Here is a 20,138-nt window from a genome sequence, read left to right on the forward strand (position 1 = left end):
CGACCGTGAGCCGCGCACGTTCGAGGCCGAGTTGAGGGCGGCGCAGCCATTAGGCGTGTCGATACCGGTTCGTGGTGCGTACCGCGCGTGGTCGACATCAGCTCTGGTGAATCCGTGGCTCCCGGCTCCGCCCAGATGCGGCCGGGACCGAGTTGATCCACTGTCAGTGCGACGTCGCACGCAAGGAGCCTGAGATGCCGGACCCGGACCCACGGAAGTACGGGGAGACCGACAGTCCCCTGGAGGACGATCTCGAGGCTGCCTTCGGACGCCAGCTGAGCGAGGGCGTGCAACGCCTGCATCGCCGTTGGCACGTCCTGCTGGCGACCGGCTTCACCGGCGGCACCGAGATCGCGATCGGTGTCATGGCGATGTTGCTCGTCTACCACGAGACAGGCAGCCACCTCCTTGCGGGCCTCGCCTTCAGCATCGGTTTCCTCGCGCTGCTGCTGGGCCGCGCCGAGCTCTTCACCGAGGGCTTCCTCATCCCGGTGATGACCGTCGTGGCCAGGCGGGCCAGCTATTCGCAGCTGATGCGACTCTGGGGCGGGACGCTCGTCAGCAACCTGGTCGGTGGGTGGCTGATCATGTGGCTGGTGATGACGGCGTTCCCGCAGCAGCAGGCCGACACGGTGGAGATGGCCGGACACTTCGCCGGGGAACCCCTGACGTTGCGGACCTTCAGCCTCGCCGTGCTCGCCGGCATGGTCATCACCCTGATGACCCGGATGCAGCACGGCACCGATTCCATGCCCGCCAAGATCGCCGCCGCCGTGGCGGCGGGGTTCTTGCTGGCATCGTCACAGATGTTCCACTCGATCCTGGACTCGTTGCTCATCTTCGGCGCCCTGCACACGGGGCAGGCGCCGTTCGGGTACGGCGAATGGGCGTACTGGTTCGCGTACACCGTCGTCGGCAACATGGTCGGCGGCCTGGGCCTGGTCGCCCTCGTGCGGTTCGTCCGCAGCAGGGAGCGCCTGCTGGACGAGCGCCGTGCGGTGGATCGCGAGGGCTGACGGGGCCTGCGCGGTGAGTCGGACAAGCCGAGCCCGGCGGGTCGCTGGTCCGCGCCGCCACGCTGCTGAGCGTCACTCGATCAGTTCCAGTCCCTCCACGGTGAACGCCGACCCGTCCTGCTTCGTGGTGTCCGTGTACGGCGCGTAGACCGACGTGGTGAAGGAGTCCGCCTGGGTGTCGATCTCGATCAGCCTCGTCGGGTTGGTGGCGTCGTCGTGGTACGCGGTCTGGATGATGTGGATCGGGTTCCCCGCAACCCCCTGCTGCTCGCTGTGCGCCCAGGTGCCGGTGTGGCCGGAGAGGACGAAGCGGACGTTCGGGGCGCGAGCCACCAGATGGTCGAGGACGAACTGCGGGCTCGTGTTGCCGTAGCCGCCGTTGTCCTGGCTGATCGAGCCGTCGGCCTCCAGGAAGGAGTGGGTCACGATGATGGCGTTGTGGTACCGGTGCGCGGCCAGAACCTCGGAGGCCCAGTGGACGGCTCGCAGACGCGGCCAGAGCTCGAGGTGGAGCACCAGCCAGTCCACGCCACCGGCAGTGAACGTGCTGTAGGAGTTGTCGACCTTGCCCTCCTCGAACGTGCCGCGAAGGTTCTCGACGTGATCGACGCCGAAGTAGGTGTTGAAGGTCTCGGTGTGGCGTAGCTGCGCCTGGGTGTTCGCACCGTCTCTCGCACTTCCACCCACGGCGGTGGCCATGGCGTCGTGGTTGCCGACGGCGAAGGAGTAGGGGATGCCGGTGGCATCGAGCACGGCGACCCCCTCGTGCGCGAGCTTGTACTGCTCGTGCCCAGGAGTGTCCCAGTCGACGACGTCGCCGGTGTGCGTGATGTAGCGCAGATCGAGCGCGTCCTCGTTGCTGGCGAGCCACTGCGCCCGGTGCAGGAAGAGGTTCGGCTCGCGACCCGGGTGCACCTCCTTCTGGGTGTCGGGCAGCACGGCCAGCGTGAACACCGTGTCGGTGGCGACGAAGAAGGAGACGCCGAGATCGGCGAATCCCGCCGCCATCAGCTCCTCGCGCTGGCCGTCGGTGATCGCCAGGCGCTGCTGTCCGTCCTTGGCGCGGACGAGCTCGTGGACCGCCTCGAGGCAGTCGGCCGACTTGGCCGACGCGAAGAACCCGTCCTCCTGAAGGATGTAGCCGTCCCTGATCAGGTCCTCGAGCCGTCGACCCTCGAGCGTGTACGCGTGCTGGCCGGTCGCAGGGCGGAGCAGGTGATGGACAAGCCGGAGACCCTCCCGGGCTGTCGCGGAGCCGAGGAAGGCGACCCCGTCGTCGTCGGAGAAGCCGCCGTCGTGCTGCGCGGTGTCGGCCTCGGCGCGAGAGGTCGTCAGGATGCTGTTGTCCGTCCGCGGGTCGATCCGTTGGTGAACCGCATCCGTCATGAGGGAGCAGAGGTCCTGACGCGAGGCTGCGTCGTGGTGCGCGGGTCCCGTCCCGTCGGGCTGCGATGCAGGCGCGCGAGTCTCTGCGACGGAGCCGCAACCGGCGAGGAGGACGACGGCGGTCACGCCGGCGACCCACCTGCCCAGTCCGTCGACCGTCCTCACCACACAATCGTCCACTGAGGCCGGCGGACGCCGCGCGGCTTCGGTCTTCCCGGATCTCCAGCGGGAAGGGCTGTGTTGGCCGACCGGCGGCTCCGGCTCCTCAGCCCCTGACAGCCGTGCTGAGCGGCCGGTCAGTGGTGATGGGGTCTGCGTGCCGGTGCGCGACGCGCCAGGCGCCGTCGTCCTCGCGGCGGAAGATCATGGTTACCCGCAGGTCGATGGCGACGGTGTCGGCGCGTCCGGTGAGGCGACCCGAGGACCTCTCGAGCTGGACGACGTAGCCCAGGTCCGGCGTCGTGAACCGGGAAACCTCCTCGAAGGTGAGCGTCACCTCGTCGAACCGAAACGCCCCACCCTCGGCAAAGTTTGCAGCGGCAGCCTCCATGGTTCGCCGAACCGCATCGGGTCCTCGCTGCGGCGGGCCCAGAGGATTGGCGAGCGTGACGTCCTCCAGCTGTGAGAAGCACGCCCGGCACGGCTCGGGGTCACCTTTCATGAAGGCGCCGAGGGCGTCCCGGTAACCCTCGATGGCGCGGTTCAGGTCGGAGCTCGTCATCGCACTCTCCTTCCACGACCACTCAAGGGGACCACCGCAGCGTCGCCTCGGCAACGCCCCCGGTTCAGGCGCGTGCGGCCTCGTAGCGCCGCGGCGCCTCGGCCCGCTCCACGCCGTGGTCGACGATGCGCCCGGGATACCCGTGGGCGAGCCCGTCGGGCACCTTCCACGGCTGGTGGACCGCTGCGCCGGGGATGTGGGCCAGCTCGGGGACGTGCCGGCGGACATACTCGCCGTCGGGGTCGAACCGCTCACCCTGGGTGACTGGGTTGAACACCCGGAAGTACGGTGCGGCGTCGGTCCCGGTCCCGGCCACCCACTGCCAGCCGTGGTTGTTCGAGGCGAGGTCGCCGTCGCGGAGATGCTCGAGGAAGTACCGCGCGCCGTGCGGCCACCACACGTGCAGGTCCTTCAGCAGAAAGCTCGCCACCACCATCCGCACCCGGTTGTGCATCCACCCCTCGGCGAGGAGCTGACGCATGCCGGCGTCGACGAACGGGTAGCCCGTCCGGCCCTCCTCCCACGCGCGGACGTGGTCCGCCGCGGCTCCTGTAGGATCCTCGTACGCCATGCCGCGCAGGTCCTCGCGCAGGTCGGCCCAGGCGGAGTCCGGGCGGTGCCAGAGCACGTCCGCGTAGAACTCGCGCCAGCACAGCTCCGCGACGAAGCGCCGCGCGCCCTCGGACCGGCCGGCGGGGTGGGCGGCGAGGTCGGCGAGCATCGTGCGCGGGTGGATCGCGCCGTACTTCAGATACACGGACATCTGCGACGTGGCGTCCAGGTCCGGGCGGTCCCGGTTGCGGTCGTAGTCGGCCAGGTCCTCCTCGAGGAACTCCTCCCAGCGTGCCCTGGCCGCGGCCTCGCCGGACGGCACGACGGCGAGGGCCGGGTCCTCCGCCCAGGGCAGCCGGGCGGACTCCACCCTCCGGTGCCACGCGAGGTGCTCCGGGAGCGGTGCGGGGGAGGGCCAGCCGTGCTCCCGCCACGCGCGCGAGAAGGGGGTGAACACCTGGAACGGCTCGCCGTCGGCCTTGCGCACCAGGCCCGGGCCGACGGCGTAGGGCGTGCCCGTGGCGACGAGCGGGACGTCGCCCAGGGCTCGTTCGACCCGCCGGTCGCGGCGCCGCCCGTAGGGCGTGCTCTCCCGGCTGACATGCACACTCGTCGCACCCACCTCGCGCACCAGGGCAGGGAGCTCCGTCTCCGGGCGTCCCGCGCGCACGACCAGTGCGCCGTCGTACGAGGCGTTCGCAGCGTCGAGGGCGGCCGTCAGATAGGCCCGGCGCACGGGCCCCGCCGAGGCCAGCAGCGTCGGGTCCGCGACGAACACCGGCAGGACGCCGCCGCCAGCCTCGTGCGCCGCGAGCAGCGCCGGCAGGTCGTGCAGCCGGAGGTCCCGACGGAGCCACAGCAACGCTGTCATGAACGCCATCCTCCGGGCCGTACCGGCACCACGCTCGCCGGCAGCGGCAGCGGCAGCGGCAGCGGCAGCGGCAGCGGCCCAGGGCGCGAGAGCAACGGCAGTGGCCCAGGATGCGAGGGCGACGGCAGCGGACCGGGACTGCGGGCGACGGCTGAGGCGGCGACGGGGTGACCGGCCGCGGACGCTCTCCGCCTCAGGGGCCGGAGGTCCCGGCGTCGCTGAGCTCGACGGTCCGCCCGTCCGGGTCCTTGACCACGAACGACCAGTAGCCCACCCAGAACGGCTCCGGCCTCAGGGCCTCCACCCCCGCCGCCCGCAGCCGCTCGACGGCCGACCGGAACGCTGCGGGCGCGAGGGCCACGGAGATCGACCGCACGTCCTCGGTCGCCGGTGCGTCCGCGAGCTGGCCATGGCCCCAGCCGGGCTGGAAGGCCCACCCCGACGGGCGTTCCAGCGACTCCAGGCGCTGGAACGACAGCTGCACGCTGTCATGCTCGAACGCGACGCCGTCGACCTCGTCCCAGATCTGACGCAGCCCGAGAAGCTCGCCGTAGAACTCCCGGGTCGCGCCGAGGTCGGTGCAGTACTCGTAGGAGAACCAGGTGGCCATGACGGTGAACCGTAGCCTTGGAGGAGGGACAGGACGCAGAGGAGACGGACAGGAGTTTCTTAGGTTGAGCCAGACGACGGTCGACGACGTGATGGCCGAGCTCGCGGCGCTCGAGGACCCGAGGGCCCGGGCGGTCAACGAGAGGCACGGCGACGACCACGGCGTGAACCTCGGCAAGCTCCGGGCGATCGCCAAGCGTCTGAAGACCCAGCAGGAGCTCGCGCGGCAGCTGTGGGCGACGGGCGACACCGCGGCCCGGCTGCTCGCGGTCCTCGTCTGCCGTCCCCGGGCGTTCGACCGTGACGAGCTGGACGTCATGCTGCGTGAGGCCCGCACCCCCAAGGTCCACGACTGGCTCGTGAACTACGTGGTGAAAAAGAACCCGCACGCCGAGGAGCTGCGCCTGGCGTGGTCCGCGGATCCGGACCCGGTGGTGGCCAGCGCCGGCTGGGCGCTGACCACCGAACGGGTGGCGAAGAAGCCCGCGGGCCTGGATCTCGGCGGTCTGCTCGACGTCATCGAGGCGGAGATGAAGGGTGCCCCGGACCGCCTGCAGTGGGCGATGAACAACTGCCTGGCCCGCATCGGCATCGATCACCCCGAGCACCGCGCCCGGGCCATCGGCATCGGGGAGCGCCTCCAGGTGCTCAAGGACTACCCGACGCCGCCGAGCTGCACCTCGCCGTTCGCGCCGGTCTGGATCGCGGAGATGGTGCGCCGCCAGAGCGCGGAGTAGGACCGCGAGGTCGGTTCCACCGGCGGTCAACGGCTGAGCAGCTCGGGCGGCACACGTCCGGCCCCTCGCACGTCCGCGAGCAGGGCCGGGTCCACCGGCTCCCCGGTCCGCAGCACGCTCAGTGTGCCGGTCGCCTCGAGCACCACCACGGCGACCTCCCCCGGGTGCCGCACCCCGGTCCTGCGCAGCGCCGCATGCAGCTCGTCGCGGGTGATGTGGTACTTCTCGAGCTGGTCGTCGAGCACGACCGGTCCGGCCATGAGGACCGCCGGCTGGTTGTTGATGAGGGCGTTCCACAGCGGCCGGCGCCGCACCTGGCCCACCACGGCCTCCAGGGCAAGGAGCGTCACCAACGCGACGAGCCCGCCGGTGAGGGTCGGCCACGGGCCGAGCGTCGCACGGCCGAGCACCGCGCCGAAGATCATGACGACCACGAGGTCGAAGCCCGACAGCCCGGCGAGCACGCGCTGACCGAGGAGTCGCGTCGCGAAGACGAAGGCGCCGTAGAGGACGGCCGCCGCCAGAGCGACCGAGAGGGCCCCGACGGGCGTGATGCCGATGTAGTCCCAGAGGTCCGACGCAGACATGCACCAATAGTGGCTCCCGTCAGGGACCGGGGCTCACCCGGGTGGCGCGGCCGGTACAAACGCGGCGCCGTCGTCGTCCGGTGCGTCGCAGCCCGGAGGGTCGCACTCTCTAAAAACAAGATTCATTGACCGTAGGGCGGTGCAGACCTACGGTCGTCCTGTCTGCAGGTGCAGGTGCAGGTGCAGGTGCACGTGCAGGAGCAGGTTCGACCACGGGGCCGCAAGGTCCCGCAACGGCGGGCGGACCGAGCGCCGCCACCTCTGGCGGAGCCGCCCGAAACTCGCCCTCCCCGCTTGTCGGCGTCGTCGCCGACGAGCCACTGACCGGGGGCACCCCTCGGTCGTCGGACGATCGCCGGGGGATGTGAGGAGGAGATGGTGATGGGAGCAAGTGTTGCGGGTGCCGCACCGTCGGTGTCCGGAGGGACGACCGTGCTGCGACGCGCCCGGACGGAGCCGGCCTACGGGGCCTTCACGCTGCTGCGTGTGGGCTTCACCGTCCTGCCGGTCGTCTTCGGCCTGGACAAGTTCGCCAACGTGCTGACCAGCTGGGAGGGCTACCTCGCGCCGTGGATCGTCGGGCTGCTGCCGTTCAGTGCCGGCACCGCCATGATGATCGTCGGCGTGGTGGAGGTCGTCGCGGGCGTCCTGGTGGCGGTCAAGCCTCGCTACGGCGCGTACGTCGTGGCTCTGTGGCTGGCCGGGATCATCGTCAACCTGGTGACCTACCCCGGCTTCTACGACGTCGCGCTCCGGGACTTCGGGCTGATGCTGGCTGCGCTGACGCTCGGCCGGCTCGCGAGCGCCTACGACCCGGCGTGGGGCCGGCGCGACCACGCGCGCTGACAACCGAGCCCACCGGCAGCCTCGCGGCCCGGTGACCGGGCCGTGCGGCCCGCGACGCAGGACGTGCGGTCCGGCCGGGCGCTCAGCCCACGAGCGCGATGACGACGAAGCCGACGCCCGCCGGGACGTCGAGGAACAGGCACGCCTCCGCCAGGGACCGCGGGACCACGACGCGACGGCGGTAGTGCACGGCGTCCCAGACGGCGTGCGACGCCAGAGCGGCTCCGGCGACGGCGAGCCCGACCCGGGGTTGGTCGACGAGCAGGGCGGCTGCCGCCAGTGCGCCGAACGCCAGAACCGCCGCCGTCTGTGCCGTGAGTGCCGGGCGAGGTGCTCCGTGGAGAAGTCCCACAAGCACCAGGACGACGACGGAGCCTGCGAGCGTCCACCACCACGGCACGGCGAGCAGCTCCGTCGTCGTCACCACCGCGGCGGATGCCGGGATCGCGGCCCAGGCGACCCACGGCCGGTCCGTCGCTGCCGCCGCGAGGTAGCACAGCGCGGCGATCGCGACGACGAGCGCGGGCACCTCACGGTCGGCCTCCCCGACCAGGATCAGTGCAACCGCCACCACGCCGACGAGGGCCGGCCAGTGGTGCAGGACGCCGATCCGGTGGGGCCGGTCCAGCCGCGCCGACGGTCCGGGTGCCACAGCTGCAGATGGCTCGTTCATGAGACTTCCTCTCGGTTCCGGGGTGCGACTCATCCTGACCCGGTCCGCGTCATACCCCACCGGGGTACCGTGGTGATGGCCGGATCCTCGGTGGCCATGTCCAGAACGGTGGGGGCGGCGGATGAACGAGCGTGTGGTGGGTGTGGTCGGGTACGACGGCGCCGAGCTGCTCGACATCTCGTCGGTGACCTCGACCCTCGTCATCGCCACCCGTCTCGGCGCAGACCCTCCCTACCGCACGGTGCTCCTCACCCCGGGCGGGGCGCCGGTCACGTGCGACTCGGGCCTGGTGCTCGCCGGCCAGGCGTCGCTGCAGCGGTGGACCGCGCCGTTGGACGCGGTGGTCGTCTCCGGCGGGCTCGGTCACGAGCGGGCTGCGGCGGACCCCCTCGTCGTCGGGCACGTCCGCCGGCTCGCCGCACTGAGCCGCCGGGTCGCCTCCGTGTGCACGGGGGCCACCGTGCTCGCAGCCGCCGGCCTGCTCGACGGCCGGCCCGCCACCACGCACTGGCGCTTCGCCGACCGGCTCGCGCGGGCGTATCCCCGGATCGACGTCGACCCTGGACCGATCTACCTGCGCGACGGCGCCGTCTGGACCTCGGCCGGGGTCACCAGCGCGCTCGACCTCACGCTGGCGATGGTCGAGGAGGACCACGGGCCCTCGCTGGCCCGCCAGGTGGCCCGCGACCTCGTCACCTACCTGCAACGGCCGGGCGACCAGGCCCAGATGAGCCTGTTCACGTCGGCGCCGGGGCCGCGTCACGACGCCGTGCGCGCGGCCGTGGCGCTCGTCGCGAGCGGGCTGGACGGGGAGCTGTCCGCCACCCGCCTCGCTCGAGAGGTGGGCCTGAGTCCGCGCCAGCTCTCCCGGCTCTTCGTCGAGCACACCGGGCTCACCCCCGCCCGGTACGTGCGCCGTGCCCGCGCCGACGCCGCCGCCCAGCTCGTCGCGAGCACCGACCTGCCGCTGGCGGCCGTCGCCCGTCGCTGCGGGCTCGGCAGTGCCGAGACGCTCCGGAAGGCGTTCCTCGCCGAGTTCGGTATGCCGCCGGCTCGGTACCGGAAGCAGACCCGCCTCGCGTCCTGAGGGCCCCACCTGCCCGGCGCCGCCCTGACCGGCCGCGTCCGTGGCCCGGCTCCGCCCGGCCGCACGGTGCGCGGCGACGTCAGGCGCTCACGCCACCGTCCTCGGCAGACCTACGCGGCGACCTCGTGCTCCGACAGCGCGTCCAGCAGGAGCGCGACGAGCGCCTCCTGCTGCACGTCCGTCGAGGAGGGCAGCTCCTCGTCCGAGCCGTCGAGCGCGCGGGCGGCGAGCCCCGCCTTGCTGTCGATCAGCTCCGCGATGCGCGCGTCGAGCGTCTGGGCGGCGATGATCCGCCAGGCGGTGACCGGCAGGGCCTGCCCGATGCGGTGGATGCGGTCGATGGCCTGGGTCTGCTCGGCGTCGGTCCACGAGAGCTCCGCGAGCACCATGTTGGACGCGACCTGGAGGTTGAGCCCCACCCCCGCGGCGGTCAGGGAGCAGACCGCGACGGCGACCTCGGGGTCGTTGGTGAACGCGTCGATGGCCCGCTGGCGTGCCGCCGTCGTCTGGTCGCCGCGGATCGACACGTACCCGATCCCCCGGCTCGCGAAGAGCTCCTCGGCGGCGTCCATCACGTCGACGTGCTTGGCGAAGAAGACCACCTTGCCGGCGCTGCGGACCAGCTGGGCGGCGTAGTCCGCCGCCGGTTCGGCCTTGGCCTGACCGATGCGCCGCATCATGGCGAAGACGTTGTCCTCGGCCGCCTTCGTGGCCTTGGCCGCGAGCTCGCGCCGCACCACCTGGTGCACGAGCGCGAGGTCCACGCCCGGCTCGCCGCCGCCCTCGTCGCCGCGCGCCGCGAGAGCCTTCTCGTAGCGGGAGACGAGACGCCGCGTGAGCTTGCGCTCGGCCTCGCGGATCGACCGGCCCGCTGCGCCGTCGAGCTCGACGGGCAGGTCGGCCACCCGGCGGGGCGGGATGTCGGCGGCGACGTCGATCTTGCGACGGCGGACGATCCCGCACTCGACCACGCTGTTCCGTGCCGCGGCGTAGAAGCCGTGGTCGGCGGGGGTCAGGCCGGTCTCCTCGAGGGACTCGAGCAGCTCGCCGCGCGGCTTCGTGTCGTCGATCCAGCCGAGGAACTGCCAGATGGCGTGGAAGTCCTCGATGTCGTTGATCAGCGGGGTGCCCGTCAGGGCCATCATGAGCGGGTTGCCGGTGCGGAGGCGGATGCGCTCGGCGATCTCCAGCACGTGCTGGGAACGCTGCGACTTCTTGTTCTTGATGTAGTGCGCCTCGTCGACCACCATGCCGCGGAACCCGAGGGTGCCGAGCCAGCCCACGTGCCGGTCCAGCACCTCGTAGTTGACGATGATGATGTCGGCGAAGCCGTCCACCGTGTCGCCGTCGCCGTGCACCACGGTCGCGCGCCGGTTCGGCGTCCAGATGCCCGCCTCGCGCGCCCAGTTGGTCTTGACCACGTTCGGCACGACGGCGAGCAGCGGGTAGGCGCCCGCCGCCTCGGCCGCGAGGAGAGCCTGCGCGGTCTTGCCGAGCCCCGGCTCGTCCGCGAGCAGGAAGGTGCGGTGGCCCGCCGCGGCGGCCGCCACGACGCGGGCCTGGTGCGGCATGAGGTCGGGGCCGCTCGGCACGTTGACCGACGACGGATCCGGCAGCTCCATGCAGGACGTGGCGCCGCCCAGCTCGAACGACCGGTACAGCGGCCCGAGCAGCTCCCAGCCGGCGAGGCGGCGGGGCTGGTTCGTCAACCTCGCGGCGGACGAGAAGTCCGGGGCGAGGAACGGGTTGGCGAGCTGGCGCGAGATGACGGACTGCGGCACCACCTGGCGGGGGGACGCCGCGGACGCCGTCGGGCGCTCCTCGGGTGCCGGCTCCTCCTCGGGAGCCACCTCCACACCGGCGGCCTCGAGAAGCTGGCGCCGGAGGGACCGGGCGGCCTCGGAGGGGGCGGTGTCGGTGTCGAGCAGCTTGAGCAGGGACGTGTCGCGGGCCGCCGTCTTGGCGAGGATGACGGCGATGCCGTCGAGACGCTTGAGCTGCTCCGTGCGACGGGCCTCGGTGATCGTGCCGTCGGCGTCCTTGACGCGGGCCCGTTCCTCGCGCACGAGCAGGGCGACCACCTGGAACTTGGTCCTGACGGAGGGGGTGACCCGGCCGCGCTGCACGGCCGCCTCCACGTCACGGACCACCTGGGCCAGCACCGGGAGGATTCCCTCCTGGTCCTTCGCGCGGGGCGGGCGCCCGTCCTTCGGTCGCGACGGACGACCGTCGCGCGCGGCGGTGCGGCGTGCCGGCGGCCGGCGTTGCGCTGCTCGAGCCACAGAATCCTCCTCCTGCGCCCGACCGCTCGCGGCGCCGGGACGAACCCGCGCACACGGCTCTGAGGCCGGGACGACGATGTCGACCGGAGCGGCACCAGCTGCCGCTCCGAGAGATGAGCCGACCACGCAGATCCGCAGACCATCGCGCCGAGCTCGACCGGCCCGCGCACGCGCGGACCTGAGGACCCCTCGTTCTCAGAGAGGCCGATCACCGGCTCCGCAGCCCGTCGTCATCCCGAGCGGACCTGCTCGTCACGGTGAGCTCTCATCGTAACGCCCCGCAGGCGTGCGCGGCGCTAGGTACGTGGCGCCGCGCGGAGGAAGAGACTCCCGCGCCGTCAGGGCCGCAGCACCGCCGTGGCGACGGTGCCGGCGGCCCTGACGACGGCGAACCTCAGGCCCGGTCCGCCGCCGGGACGGCCTTGGTGTCCGCTGCCGACGACTGGAACGCACCGGTGGCCGGGATGGTGGGGTCGAGGACGATCTTGACGGCGCCGTCCTCCTTCTGCTGGAAGGCCTCGTACGCGCCCGGCCCGTCCTCCAGCGAGCCCCGGTGCGTGCGCAGGCCCAGCACATCGAGCGGGTCGGCCGGGTCGCTCACCAGGGGCATGAGGTCGTCGGTCCAGCGGCGCACGTTGGCCTGGCCCATCCGCAGGTTCACCTGCTTGTCGAAGAGCTCCAGCATCGGCAGGGGGTCGACGACGCCGCCGTAGATGCCGGCGAGGGAGAGGGTCCCTCCTCGCCGGACGGTGGAGATGGCCAGGTGCAGGGCACCCAGCCGGTCCACGCCGACGTTCTTGATCATCGGGCGGGCCAGGGCGTCGGGCAGCAGGTTCGCGCCGGCCTGGACCGCCTTCGCGACGCCGGAGCCGAGGGAGCCGTGCGCCTCCATCCCGACGGCGTCGATGACGCTGTCGGGGCCCCGGCCGCCGGTCAGGTCGCGGACCGCGTCGGGCAGGTCGTCGACGTCGCGCAGGTCGATGGTGTCGATGCCGTGGCGGCGGGCCATCGCGAGCCGCTCGGGCACGAGGTCGACGGCGATGACCCGGCCGGCGCCGCGGTGGCGGGCGACCCGGGCGGACATCTGCCCGATCGGGCCCAGCCCGAGAACGACGACGGAGCCGCCGTCGGGGATGTTGGCGTACTCGACCGCCTGCCAGGCGGTGGGCAGGACGTCGGAGAGGTAGAGGTAGCGCTCGTCCGGCTCGTCGTCGTTCGGGACGGGGATGGCCCCGTAGTGCGCCTGGGGCACACGGAGGTACTCCGCCTGGCCGCCCGGGACGTCGCCGTAGAGCTTGCCGAAGCCGAGCAGCGAGGCGCCCGTGCTCTGCTCGCGCACCTGGGTGGTCTCGCACTGGCTCTGCAGCCCGCGGGTGCACATCCAGCAGCTGCCGCAGGAGACGTTGAACGGGATGACCACCCGGTCGCCCGGCCTGACGTGCGTGACCTCGGGGCCGACCTCCTCGACAATGCCCATCGGCTCGTGGCCGAGCACGTAGCCGGGGTCGACGAACGCTCCGAGCGGGCTGTAGACGTGGAGGTCGGAGCCGCAGATGGCGGTCGAGGTGACCTTGATGACGGCGTCGGTCGGTGCGGTGATCTTCGGGTCGGGGACGTCCTCGACGCGGACGTCCTCCTTGCCCTGCCATGTCAGTGCGCGCAAAAGTGGCTCCCTTCGTGGTGGCGCCGCCCCTGGCGGTGCTTCGGCCCGCGGGCGGCGGGTGTGTGGTTCTGGTTGCCGGCGCCTCGGACCTCACCCGGCCCTCTTCTCTCCCCGCCCGGCGAACCTCGGGGGCTGACCAGCCCCGCGGGGGTCGTGGAGCGTTCGGGTCCGGAGCCGGGTATCAGGGCTCCTGGCGCAGGTCCCGGGCGAGGTCCTCGCTCATGTCTCCACCCTGTCAACGGTTCCGGGGGGCCGCATCCGGTAACCCGAGGGAGGACTGCGGGGCGTTGATCACAGAGGCCGGAGCAGCTCGACGCGGTCGTTCGCCGGGTGGCTAGCCTGCTGAGATGTCCGACGATCTCACCGACCAGTTCGTGCGTGTCCGAGGCGCCGGCGAGCACAACCTGCGCAACGTCGACGTCGACATCCCCCGGGACGCGATGGTCGCCTTCACCGGGGTCTCCGGTTCCGGGAAGTCCTCGCTCGCGTTCGGCACGCTCTACGCCGAGGCGCAGCGTCGGTACTTCGAGTCGGTCGCACCCTACGCGCGCCGGCTGCTGCAGCAGGTGGGCGCACCGCACGTCCGCGAGATCACCGGGCTGCCGCCGGCCGTGGCCCTGCAGCAGCGTCGCGGGGCCCCGAGCTCGCGGTCGACGGTGGGCACCCTCACCACGCTGTCCAACCTGCTGCGGATGCTGTACTCGCGTGCGGGCACCTACCCGCCGGGAGCCCGCCGGCTGGACGCCGAGGCGTTCTCGCCGAACACCGTCGCGGGGGCCTGCACCCGCTGTCACGGACTCGGTGAGGTGCACGACGTCACCGAGGACCTGCTGGTGCCGGACCCGTCGCTGAGCATCCGCGAGGGCGCGATCGCGGCGTGGCCGGGCGCCTGGCAGGGCGCCAACCTGCGCAGCATCGTCAACGGTCTGGGCATCGACATCGACAGGCCGTGGCGTGAGCTCAGCAGGAAGGACCGGGAGTGGCTCCTGTACACCGACGAGCAGCCGTCGGTGCTGATCGCACCGGAGCCGGGCCGCATCGACCACGGCTACAACGGGAAGTTCTGGAGCGCTCGCAAGCACGTCATGCACGTGCTCGCCGACTCCAGGAGCCAGCGGATGCGGGAGCGGGCGTTGCGGTTCGTCCGGAGCGTCCCGTGCCCCGAGTGCCACGGCAGCCGGATCCGCCCCGAGGCGCTCGCGGTGACCTTCGCCGGCCGATCGATCGCCGAGGTCAACGCCATGCCGCTCGCCGAGGTCGCGGCGTTGCTGCGCCCCGTGGCGGACCTGCCGGACGCCGGTCCCGCCACTCCCGGCGCCGAGTCCGGGGAGTCGACCGAGGCCGCGGTGCGGATCTGCGCCGACCTGGTGGCGCGCATCGACGTGCTGCTCGACCTTGGCCTGGGCTACCTCAGCCTCGGACGGCACTCGACGACCCTGTCGCCCGGCGAGGCGCAACGCCTGCGGATCGCCACGCAGCTGCGCTCGGGGCTGTTCGGGGTCGTCTACGTGCTCGACGAGCCCTCCGCGGGTTTGCACCCCGCCGACGCGGAGCCGCTGCTGGTCGTGCTCGACCGGCTGAAGGCTTCGGGCAACTCCCTCTTCGTCGTCGAGCACGACATGGATGTCGTCCGGCGGGCCGACTGGGTGGTCGACATCGGCCCCGGCGCGGGAGCGGGCGGCGGTCGGGTGCTCTACAGCGGCCCGGTCGCCGGCCTCGAGGACGTGGAGGAGTCGGCCACCGGGCGGTACCTCTTCGGCCGCGCGGAGCCGGACGAGCGCAGCCCCCGCTCCCCCCGGGGCTGGTTGCACCTGAAGGGCGTCTCACGCCACAACCTTCGGGACGTGTCCGTCGACGTGCCGCTGCAGGTGCTGACGGCGGTGACCGGCGTCTCCGGCTCCGGCAAGTCGACCCTGGTGACGCAGGTGCTCGCCGAGGTCGTGGGCGGCCACCTCGGACAGACGCCGCCGGACCACGACGGCGCGAGCCCCGAGCTCGACCTGCGGGACGCGTCCGGGCTCGAGTCGTTCGACCGGCTCGTCCTGGTCGACCAGCGGCCGATCGGCCGCACACCGCGGTCCAACCTGGCGACCTACACCGGGATGTTCGACGCGGTGCGCCGGCTGTACGCGTCGACGGAGGAGGCCCGGGCGCGCGGCTACACCGCCAGCCGGTTCTCCTTCAACGTCCCGGAGGGCCGGTGCGAGACCTGCCAGGGCGAGGGGTTCGTCGCGGTCGAGCTGCTCTTCCTGCCCGGCACCTACGGGCCGTGCCCGACCTGCCACGGCGCGCGCTACAACGCCGAGACGCTCGAGGTGACCTACCGCGCCAAGAACATCGCCGAGGTGCTGGCGATGCCGGTCGACGACGCAGCGACCTTCCTCGCCGACGTCCCCGCCGCCTCGCGCAGCCTCCGGACCCTCCGCGACGTCGGGCTGGGGTACCTGCGGCTGGGCCAGCCGGCGACCGAGCTCAGCGGTGGGGAGGCGCAGCGCATCAAGCTGGCCACCGAGCTGCAGCGGGCCCGCCGCGGCCACGCCCTCTACCTCCTCGACGAGCCGACGGCCGGGCTCCACCCCGCCGACATCGCACTGCTCGTACGACAGCTGCACGGTCTCGTCGACGCCGGCAACACCGTCGTCGTGGTCGAGCACGACCTCGACACGATCGGCACCGCCGACTGGGTCATCGACCTCGGCCCCGGCGGCGGTGACGCGGGCGGCCGCGTCGTGGCCGCCGGACCTCCGACCGAGATCGCGAAGGCTCCGGGCAGCGCCACCGCGCCGTACCTCGCCCGGCGCCTCGAGGCCAGCGGGGCATAGGCATCGAACGCCTGTTCGGATAGGCTTGGTCCGTGTCCGGCGGGCCGACGATCCTGCACGCTGACCTCGACGCGTTCTACGCCTCGGTCGAGCAGCTCCTGGACCCGTCGCTGCGCGGGGTCCCGGTGGCGGTCGGCGGGAGCGCGCGGGGCGGGGTGGTCCTCGCGGCGTCGTACGAGGCCAAGGTGCACGGCGTGCAGGGCGGCATGCCCGGCTGGCGGGCGGCGCGGCTCTGCCCGGGCCTCGTCTTCGTCCGCGGACACTTCGGCCGCTACCAGGAGCTGGCGGACCGGGTGATGCGCGTCCTGGGCGACTACACCCCGGTGGTCCAGCGCATCTCCATCGACGAGGCGTTCCTCGACGTCTCCGGCTCCACGCATCTCTTCGGCCCGCCCGCCGCCATCGGGGCTCGCGTCCGTCAGCGGGTCCGCGGAGAGGTGGGGCTGCCGATCTCGGTGGGCGCCGCGCGCACCAAGCACCTGGCGAAGATCGCCTCCCAGGTCGCCAAGCCGGACGGGCTGGTCGTCGTCGAGCCGGAGGGCGAGCGCCAGTTCCTCGACCCGCTGCCGGTGAGCCTGATGTGGGGCGTGGGCCCCGTGACGGAGCGACGCCTGGCCGACCGGGGCATCCGCACCATCGGGCAGCTCGTCGAGGAGCCCGGCCCCGCGCTCGAGAGACTGCTCGGCAAGGCCACCGGGGCCACCCTCCACGCCCTCGCCCTCAACGAGGACCCACGGAAGGTGACGGGCCCCGGCCGGGCCGGGTCGGTCGGGGCGCAGTCGGCCCTGGGGCGTCGGGCGCCGACGCCGGAGCTCGTCCGCTCCGTGCTGAGCCACCTGGCCGAGCGGGTGGGCGGACGGCTGCGGGCGAAGAACCGGGCGGGCCGCACCGTCACCGTGCGGGTGCGGTTCGCCGGCATGCGGTCGGTGACCCGCTCCCACACCCTCGAGGTGCCCGTCTCGGCCACGTTGACGCTCACCGAGGTGGCCGAGCGCCTCGTGTGGCAGGCGATCCGGGACCAGGGCGCGGCCGTGGACATCACCCTGCTCGCCGTCTCGGTGTCCAACCTGGTCCGGCAGGAGGCCGTGCAGCTCGAGCTCCCGCTGGAGCCCGAGGACCCGTGGCGGCCGGGCTCCCCGGCCGGATCCGCCCGGTGGGCGCTCGACCGGTCCATGGACGCGGCGCGCGCGAGGTTCGGCCGGGACGCGGTGGGCTACCTGCCGGCGACCGTGCGGCGCGACGCCGGGGTGCCCGACGCGTTCCGCGAGCTCGCCGAGCGGGACCTGTAGCTGTCGGCGGCGAGGCCCGGCCCCGGAACTCGCTCAGAGGGCGCGAAACGGCGGACCGCCTCAGGCCCCGATCATCGGCGTCGCGGGCACCTCGGGCTGCTTGGCCTGCTCGTCACGCGGACGCTCGCGCGGCACCGTCACCATGATGGAGATGAGCGCCACCAGGCACATGAACACGTTGAAGAGGAGGGCGAGCGCACCGCCGAAGCGCAGGGCGATGTTCTCCTGCCGCCCCATGAAGATGGACTCGACCGGGATGAGGGCCGGGTCGATGTTCTGCCCTGCGGTGAAGATCGCTGCGGAGATGGCCACGCCGAACGCGGCGCCCAGCGAGGACGCCATCTTGTAGATGCCGGACGCGGAGCCGGCCTGGGCGTCGGGCACGTTCGACAGCGCCGCGTCCGTGGAGGGGGTGGCGTAGAACCCCAGCCCCACGCCGAACAGCGTGAAGCCGATGAACGCGAGCACCACGTACTGCTCGATCAGCACGAACGTGGCCGAGGTCAGCAGGATGCCGGACGCCGTGATCATGCTGCCCCAGAGCATCGGCCTCCTGGGTCCGAAGCGCTGCAGGAACTTCTCGCCCACCCGGATCGTGGCGAGGATGGCGATCAGGTAGCCGAGGGTCAGCAGTCCGGACTGCAGCGAGGTGAACCCGGCGGCGCGCTGGACGAGGCCGAGAGAGACGATCAGGGTGCCCGCGGCGCCGTTGAGCAGGAAGTTCGACAACGTCGCGCCCGAGAAGGTCAGGTTCGCGAACAGGCCGAGGTCCATGAACGTCTCGTCCCTGCTGGTCTCGACCTTGAAGAACAGGAGGATGGTCACCACGAAGACGGCGACCAGCGCGAGACCGGTGGCCGAGAGCCACCCGATGCGCGGGCCCTGCGAGATGTAGATGTTGATCGCCAGCATGGCGACCACGAACGTGATCAGACCGCTCCAGTCGAAACCGCGCCGGTCGCCACTGGCCGCCGCGGCACCGGTGCCCGTGGTCGCCATCCCCGGCGCCGCGGCGGTCGACGCCTTGGACACGGGGGTGTCCTTCACCAGGTACAGGGCCAGGAAGGACAGGGCGATCGAGATGTAGAAGATCGACCGCCACCCGAGCGCCGACGTCGCCATCAGGCCGCCGAAGAGCGAGCAGAACCCCGACCCGCCCCAGGACCCGATGGACCAGTAGGACAACGCCTGCTGTCGCTCCTTGCCCTCGTAGTAGGTCTTCACCAACGCCATCGTCGAGGGCATGATGCAGGCCGCCGACAGTCCCTGGACGATGCGACCGCTCAGCATGGTGGCGGACGCGGCCGTGCCCTCGAAGGGCAGGACGATCAGCGCGGACCCGACGATCGACAGCCAGATGCCGACGTTCATGACCTTCTCCCGGCCGAGCCTGTCGGCCAGGCCCCCGAAGACCACGATGAAGCAGCCGGACATCAGCGAGGTGACGGAGACGGCGAGGTTGGCGATCGTCGTCGACATCCCCAGGTCGTCGCTGATGCCCGGGATGACGTTGAGCAGCGTCTGCGCGAAGAGCCAGAAGTTGATGACAGCGAGGACGATGCCCAGCAGCCACCTGTCGTCCGGGCGCCACGTGGCGGTGGGGGAGGTGCTGGATGCGGCGGCCTGGTTGGTACTCACGATGGGCGCTCCTTGGTGGAGGTGCGGCCCGCGGTCGTCACCGGCCACGGTCGGCGCGGCAGGCCCACGTACGACGATGAGACTGTTCCGCGACTTCCGCCAGCCGGGGGCCGTGCCTGGACGACGGCGGTGCGTCGCCCGTCGATGACGGCGGTCCGTCGCCCGTCGACGACGGCGGCTCTGCCCGTACGCGACGCCGGGGGCCCTTGACGACGGCCCGCACGCGGCTCCCTGGCGACGGCGGTGCGGGCGGCGCCGGCGACCGTCTTTCGGGACCATCATGCGAGAAGCGATCGACCAGATGGTGAGCCGACGTCTACCCTGCCCAGCAACCGGCAGCCCTCCGCCGAAAGGAACCCCTCCACCATGAAGCGACCCGTGCGCCTCCTTGGCGCCCTCGCCGCGTCCGCCCTCCTCCTCGCCGGCTGCGGCTCGAGCGAGGCCGACCCCGCCGCGGACGGCACCGGCGCCGCCGCCGGCGAGACCGTCCAGATCGGCATCACCCAGATCGTCTCCCACCCCTCCCTGGACGCCGCCCGCGAGGGCTTCAAGCGCGCGCTGGAGGAGAACGGCATCGACGCCGAGTACGACGAGCAGAATGCGCAGGGCGACCAGTCGACGGCGACGTCGATCGCCAACACCTTCGCCTCCGACGGCAAGGACCTCGTCCTCGCCATCGCCACCCCGACGGCGCAGGCCGCCGCTCAGGCGATCACGGACATCCCGGTCCTGTTCACCGCGGTGACCGAGCCCGCGGAGGCCGGCCTGGTCGACAGCTGGGAGGCCCCGGGCGGGAACCTCACCGGCACCTCCGACCTCAACCCGGTCAAGGAGCAGCTCGAGCTGCTCGCCGAGATCGCGCCCGACGCCAAGACCGTCGGCGTCGTCTACAGCTCCGGCGAGGTCAACTCCGAGGTGCAGGTCGAGCTGGCGCGTGAGGCCGCCGAGGAGCTCGGGCTCACGCTCGAGGAGGCCACGGTGAGCAACTCCGCCGAGGTGCAGCAGGCCGCCCAGTCCCTCGACGTCGACGCCTTCTACGTCCCCACGGACAACGTCGTCGTCTCGGCGCTGGAGTCCGTCCTCGCCACCGCCGAGCAGCGCCAGGTCCCGGTGATCGTCGGTGAGTCCGACAGCGTCGAGCGCGGTGGCCTGGCCACGTACGGGATCGACTACGACAAGCTCGGGTACCAGACCGGCCTCATGGCCGTCGAGATCCTCAACGAGGGTGCCGACCCGGCCGAGATGCCGGTCGCAACGCTCGAGGAGCTCACGCTCGTGGTCAACTCCGGCGCCGCCGAGCGCATGGGCGTCGAGGTCCCGCAGGCGGTTCTGGACCGCGCCGACAAGGTCGTCGAGTAA

General features: G+C 72.1%; 16 protein-coding genes. 7 read left to right on the plus strand and 9 right to left on the minus strand.

Translation table 11 applies throughout. The features are described from left to right. Window positions 1-194 precede the first annotated feature (194 nt). Window positions 195-1,016: a formate/nitrite transporter family protein gene (locus ATJ97_RS11525; protein ID WP_098483864.1), complete on the plus strand. Its 822-nt coding sequence runs from the start codon at window positions 195-197 to the stop codon at window positions 1,014-1,016. Window positions 1,017-1,088: 72 nt separating this feature from the next. Here the strand turns inward: ATJ97_RS11525 and ATJ97_RS11530 are convergent, their stop codons facing one another. The 4 genes from ATJ97_RS11530 to ATJ97_RS11545 all read right to left on the minus strand — a co-directional run bounded on the left by ATJ97_RS11530 (window position 1,089) and on the right by ATJ97_RS11545 (window position 5,156). After that, window positions 1,089-2,567, minus strand: coding sequence for a metallophosphoesterase (locus tag ATJ97_RS11530; RefSeq protein WP_098483865.1), 1,479 nt, complete (start codon window positions 2,565-2,567; stop codon window positions 1,089-1,091). A gap of 100 nt (window positions 2,568-2,667) precedes the next feature. Further along, window positions 2,668-3,123: a YybH family protein gene (locus tag ATJ97_RS11535; protein WP_098483866.1), complete on the minus strand. Its 456-nt coding sequence runs from the start codon at window positions 3,121-3,123 to the stop codon at window positions 2,668-2,670. A gap of 64 nt (window positions 3,124-3,187) precedes the next feature. Then, window positions 3,188-4,546, minus strand: a complete 1,359-nt coding sequence (locus ATJ97_RS11540; RefSeq protein ID WP_098483867.1) for a cryptochrome/photolyase family protein — start codon at window positions 4,544-4,546, stop codon at window positions 3,188-3,190. 193 nt (window positions 4,547-4,739) lie between these two features. Then, complete coding sequence (locus ATJ97_RS11545; RefSeq protein WP_098483868.1) at window positions 4,740-5,156, minus strand: VOC family protein; 417 nt, start codon at window positions 5,154-5,156, stop codon at window positions 4,740-4,742. A 91-nt stretch (window positions 5,157-5,247) separates the two neighbouring features. On the opposite strand from ATJ97_RS11545, the gene ATJ97_RS11550 reads away from it, so the two are divergent. Beyond that, window positions 5,248-5,892, plus strand: coding sequence for a DNA alkylation repair protein (locus ATJ97_RS11550; protein ID WP_245862845.1), 645 nt, complete (start codon window positions 5,248-5,250; stop codon window positions 5,890-5,892). 26 nt (window positions 5,893-5,918) lie between these two features. Here the strand turns inward: ATJ97_RS11550 and ATJ97_RS11555 are convergent, their stop codons facing one another. Beyond that, window positions 5,919-6,479: a DUF421 domain-containing protein gene (locus ATJ97_RS11555; RefSeq protein WP_098483870.1), complete on the minus strand. Its 561-nt coding sequence runs from the start codon at window positions 6,477-6,479 to the stop codon at window positions 5,919-5,921. A gap of 381 nt (window positions 6,480-6,860) precedes the next feature. On the opposite strand from ATJ97_RS11555, the gene ATJ97_RS11560 reads away from it, so the two are divergent. Continuing rightward, the gene (locus tag ATJ97_RS11560; RefSeq protein WP_098485414.1) at window positions 6,861-7,325 is read left to right on the plus strand and encodes a hypothetical protein; all 465 of its coding nucleotides are present in this window, start codon (window positions 6,861-6,863) and stop codon (window positions 7,323-7,325) included. Between the two features lie 82 nt (window positions 7,326-7,407). Here the strand turns inward: ATJ97_RS11560 and ATJ97_RS11565 are convergent, their stop codons facing one another. Beyond that, window positions 7,408-7,998 (minus strand): hypothetical protein, encoded by a 591-nt coding sequence (locus ATJ97_RS11565; protein WP_211287186.1) that lies wholly within the window; start codon window positions 7,996-7,998, stop codon window positions 7,408-7,410. 121 nt (window positions 7,999-8,119) lie between these two features. On the opposite strand from ATJ97_RS11565, the gene ATJ97_RS11570 reads away from it, so the two are divergent. Beyond that, on the plus strand, window positions 8,120-9,085 hold the full coding sequence (locus tag ATJ97_RS11570; protein WP_098483871.1) for a GlxA family transcriptional regulator: 966 nt from the start codon (window positions 8,120-8,122) through the stop codon (window positions 9,083-9,085). A gap of 110 nt (window positions 9,086-9,195) precedes the next feature. Here the strand turns inward: ATJ97_RS11570 and ATJ97_RS11575 are convergent, their stop codons facing one another. After that, window positions 9,196-11,367, minus strand: coding sequence for a DEAD/DEAH box helicase (locus ATJ97_RS11575; protein ID WP_098483872.1), 2,172 nt, complete (start codon window positions 11,365-11,367; stop codon window positions 9,196-9,198). A 394-nt stretch (window positions 11,368-11,761) separates the two neighbouring features. Then, window positions 11,762-13,030, minus strand: a complete 1,269-nt coding sequence (locus ATJ97_RS11580) for a zinc-dependent alcohol dehydrogenase (RefSeq protein ID WP_098483873.1) — start codon at window positions 13,028-13,030, stop codon at window positions 11,762-11,764. Window positions 13,031-13,377: 347 nt separating this feature from the next. On the opposite strand from ATJ97_RS11580, the gene uvrA reads away from it, so the two are divergent. Together uvrA and dinB are read left to right on the plus strand one after the other, a co-directional pair. After that, window positions 13,378-15,852 (plus strand): excinuclease ABC subunit UvrA, encoded by a 2,475-nt coding sequence (uvrA, locus tag ATJ97_RS11585; RefSeq protein ID WP_098483874.1) that lies wholly within the window; start codon window positions 13,378-13,380, stop codon window positions 15,850-15,852. Between the two features lie 32 nt (window positions 15,853-15,884). Next, a complete protein-coding gene (gene dinB / locus ATJ97_RS11590; RefSeq protein ID WP_098483875.1) occupies window positions 15,885-17,141 on the plus strand; it encodes a DNA polymerase IV in 1,257 nt (418 codons plus the stop codon). Window positions 17,142-17,201: 60 nt separating this feature from the next. Here dinB and ATJ97_RS11595 read toward each other — a convergent pair whose 3' ends face one another. After that, window positions 17,202-18,779 carry an MFS transporter gene (locus ATJ97_RS11595; protein ID WP_245862417.1) on the minus strand — a complete coding sequence of 526 codons (1,578 nt, stop codon included), beginning with the start codon at window positions 18,777-18,779 and terminating at the stop codon, window positions 17,202-17,204. 366 nt (window positions 18,780-19,145) lie between these two features. Between ATJ97_RS11595 and ATJ97_RS11600 the strand changes: the two genes are divergently transcribed. Next, the gene (locus ATJ97_RS11600; RefSeq protein WP_098483876.1) at window positions 19,146-20,138 is read left to right on the plus strand and encodes an ABC transporter substrate-binding protein; all 993 of its coding nucleotides are present in this window, start codon (window positions 19,146-19,148) and stop codon (window positions 20,136-20,138) included.

The sequence above is a fragment of the Georgenia soli genome (assembly GCF_002563695.1).
Classification (GTDB): domain Bacteria; phylum Actinomycetota; class Actinomycetes; order Actinomycetales; family Actinomycetaceae; genus Georgenia; species Georgenia soli.